Genomic DNA, 3406 nt, shown 5'->3' with positions numbered 1-3406 from the left:
ACAAGTGTAACGGCTCCGGTGCCGCCCATACGTAGCCGTCGTAACGTCGTCCGCGCTTTTTGCACATAGCCATACCTTGTTGTGTCCAACGCTTCCTCTGCTTCCCGCGTTGATACCGAGGCGATTCTGAATGGCGACCGTGCCGCCTTTGAGGCCATGGTTGCATCCGAAACGTCGCGTCTGTTCCACATCATTCTGCGCTACGTCAATGACGACGAGGCGGCCCGCAGTCTGGTGCAAGAGACGTTTTTGCAGGCGTATAAGAACCTGGACTCATTTCGGGGCGACTCGAAACTGACGTCGTGGGTCACGGGCATTGGCATCAACCTGGCGCGTAGCTGGTTGCGTAAAAACAAGCGCCAGCAGCCCATGGACGAGGAGACGATGGAGCGCTTACAGCCTGATTTCCGGTTTGGGCGCTACACGGGCTCGTTCGAGCCGTGGGATCCGGAACAAACTGCCGAGCGCACCGAACGCAAACAACTGGTACACAAGGCCCTGGACGAACTCTCCGATTCGTATCGTGAGGTGATCGTTCTGCGAGATTTGGAGGAACGATCGACCAAAGAAACCGCTGAGATCCTCGACATCAGCCGAGGGGCCGTACGCGTGCGCCTTCACCGCGCGCGCCAGGCGCTTCGATCCTTGCTTAACCCGCATTTTGCTTCTGATTTTTCGTAGTTCGCCGTATGGCTAATTTTCTTACCGAGTGGCGCCGCCGCTGGATGCTCACCTGCAAAGAGGTGAACGGCTTTCTCGAAGCCTACGTGGATGGACGCCTCGACACGACCACCAAAGAGCAGTTTGAACGGCATATTAACGGATGCGAAACCTGCCGCACGTATCTGCAACAGTACCGCACTACGGTTGACCTCGTGAAAGAGGCAGACCCCGCCGCTCATCGCTCCACCGAACCCGCCCGCGAGCTGGTCGACGAGACGCTCCACTTTCTGCGCGACCACTACGAACCGCCAACCAACGACGACTCCTCATAATTGACTGTGCCCTCTATGGCCTGGATTGAAACGATCGACGAAGACGATGCCTCCGAATCCCTCCGTGCGGTATACGACCGTGTGGCCTCGTCTCGTGGCAAGGTGGCCAATATCCTGAAAGTGCACAGCCTACGCCCCAAGACCCTGCAGGCGCACCACAACCTGTACCGCGAGCTGCTGTTTGCACGCACCGACCTCTCACGATCCGAGCGCGAACTCATCGCTGTGGTCGTGTCCGATGCCAACGACTGCGCCTACTGCGTGGAGCATCACCGCGCGGCACTCAACGCATACTGGAACGACAACGACCGCATCGACGCGGTGCTTCAGGGGGATGCGGAAGACATGCTTTCAGAGCGTGAGCAGGCGCTCGTTACGTATGCGCGTGCCCTCACCACCGCCCCCGGTGCCGTAACGGAAGACGACATCGCGGCGCTCCGCGACAAGGGCCTCTCTGACACCGCCATCCTCGACACGGCGATGGTGACCTCCTACTTCAACTTCGTAAACCGCATGGCCCTCGGGCTCGGGGTTAACTTCACCCCCGAGGAGGTCGAAGGATACGAGTATTGAGCGTCTCCTCTCCTATCAAATCCGGTTTCAGTATTGCGGTGTGGGCGAGGCGCTTACTCCCCGAACGTCATCCCGAACGCAGTGAGCTTGCGAACGGAGATCTGGGGTCCATTTGCCAATTGAGGGCGGACTCACTCCTCGATTGCACTGCGATCCCACACGGCGAAGGTGGTGTCCTGCCCGCCAATGACGTGGTCGCCGGTGACGGCCAGGCTGCGCACGGGCTCGGGCGGCTCGTAGCTGTAGCGGTAGTCGCCCGCTGGCAGGTCATACACATCCACAACATAGCGATTTTCGTCCGGCTCAAGAAAGATCACCAGCACGTGGATCTCGTCGTCGTGGATCGAAACGTCGTTGATGCGGAACTGGAGTTCGTTGCCCACAACACGCTTTGTAGCGCCTCCAGCTGGCTCAGTCGGGGTCGGCGGGTAGTCCCCGATCATCCGGCGGATGTAGTCGATGGTACCATTGCTATGCCACCGGATCAGGTAGCCGTAGAAGAACGAGAACTGAATTGCGCCGCCCTGGGTATCTCCGCGCAGGCCGCCCTCTAGCAGGCCAATCGACTCACGCGGATTGCGCACAAGATCCTCGCCTTCTCGATGTCCCCTCCCAAGCAGGGATTGGAACCGCACGGCAGTAGGGGCTGCCAGCGTGACGATCTGGTCCTCGCTTGTCACCCCCAGTCGCATAAGACCAAAGTCGGGACGCTCGGAGCGCTCTACCGTCCCATCCTCGTTAAACACCGAGATTTTTCGGCCTTGCGCATCGCCCATAACCACCTGCCCATTGGAGGCGATGCCATACCCCATGACGGCCATGTGCTGCCCGGGTCCTACGCCGCGTCCTTCTCCATACGTGCGCACATGCTCGCCATCAAGCGTGTACCGGTACACCCGGTGCTCAGACTGATCACGAAAGAACACATCGCCCCGGGCGACGCGGAGGGCGCGCGGATTGGTGAGCGATGGGCGCTGCGCACCAACCTCGGTCCAGGAGCCGGATCGAAATGTTCGCTCGCTGGCGGACTGCGACCGGGGCCGCTGTGTGAAATCCGGGGTACGGGCGTTGGGCAGCAACTCAAGTGATGCAGCGGCCTGTCTGGCCGGAGTGGCATCGGCCGTGTCTGCGGCGTTGGGCTGAGCCGGTGTGCCAAGCGCCCATACGGCGGCAAGCAGGGCGCATCCACCCGTGACTATGGAGAGTGCGCGTAGCATAGCATCAAGTTGGATGTGATATGGAAAGAATCAGGATTAGGGGAGGTGTGCAACATCACGCTCTTTGCGAAAAGAGCATGTGTATCCATCAAACTACTCACTTCGTATATTTGTCGCCACATCGTATGTATGACATCCCCATGTTCCATATCGTAAAGAAAAGATGTGCACGTGGAAAAGCAACCGCAGGGCGATTGCATCGTCAGGATGATATTGTGTTGTGCTTTGACGGGGGGCCTGCTCTCTACCGTCATGCTTCCCTTTCCATGCCTGCTGTCTCTCCACGTCCAATCAGAGTTTGGGCTTACGGAGGGCCCTCTGGAGACACCGTCTTCAGAACGTTGTTGCTCCAAGACGGGGGCGAAGGCGGCACTATTGCTCTGTCAACCCTCATTTTGATCACAGTACACGACAAAACCTGAGCGAGCCTTCACAGAACCGGCATTCCCACGCCCCCGGCACGTCATCCCGAGCGCAGTCGAGGGATCTCCCCGGAATCGGCGGAATCAGACCGCAGAGAGACAGCGATCCGCCCTTGGTTCCGCTCGGCTCGAAGAGATTCTTCGTCGCTGCGCTCCTCAGAATGACAAAAATCCGAGTGTGTGAAGAGGCATGTGAGTT

General features: G+C 59.1%; 4 protein-coding genes. 3 read left to right on the top strand and 1 reads right to left on the bottom strand.

What is annotated here, in order from left to right:
• Positions 1-81: 81 nt before the first annotated feature.
• From R6U20_RS11660 to R6U20_RS11650, 3 genes are read left to right on the top strand one after another with little or no spacing between them, the layout of a single operon-like run.
• The gene (locus R6U20_RS11660) at positions 82-681 is read left to right on the top strand and encodes an RNA polymerase sigma factor (RefSeq protein ID WP_410338029.1); all 600 of its coding nucleotides are present in this window, start codon (positions 82-84) and stop codon (positions 679-681) included.
• Positions 682-689: 8 nt separating this feature from the next.
• Positions 690-995 (top strand): anti-sigma factor family protein, encoded by a 306-nt coding sequence (locus tag R6U20_RS11655; RefSeq protein ID WP_410338028.1) that lies wholly within the window; start codon positions 690-692, stop codon positions 993-995.
• A 15-nt stretch (positions 996-1010) separates the two neighbouring features.
• Positions 1011-1568: a peroxidase-related enzyme gene (locus R6U20_RS11650; protein ID WP_410338027.1), complete on the top strand. Its 558-nt coding sequence runs from the start codon at positions 1011-1013 to the stop codon at positions 1566-1568.
• Between the two features lie 131 nt (positions 1569-1699).
• Here the strand turns inward: R6U20_RS11650 and R6U20_RS11645 are convergent, their stop codons facing one another.
• Entirely contained in the window at positions 1700-2785 is a 1086-nt protein-coding gene (locus R6U20_RS11645) for a hypothetical protein (protein ID WP_410338026.1), read from the bottom strand.
• Between the last annotated feature and the right edge of the window lie 621 nt (positions 2786-3406).

The sequence above is a fragment of the Longimonas sp. genome (assembly GCF_046498435.1).
GTDB lineage: Bacteria > Bacteroidota > Rhodothermia > Rhodothermales > Salinibacteraceae > Longimonas.
Note: the sequence above shows the minus strand (reverse complement) of the source record. Positions and strands in the feature narration are given on the sequence as shown.

Coding starts and splice junctions, on each gene's coding strand:
- R6U20_RS11655 (WP_410338028.1), top strand. CDS start 690: ATGGCTAATTTTCTTACCGAGTGGCGCCGCCGCTGGATGCTCACCTGC.
- R6U20_RS11650 (WP_410338027.1), top strand. CDS start 1,011: ATGGCCTGGATTGAAACGATCGACGAAGACGATGCCTCCGAATCCCTC.
- R6U20_RS11645 (WP_410338026.1), bottom strand. CDS start 2,785: ATGCTACGCGCACTCTCCATAGTCACGGGTGGATGCGCCCTGCTTGCC.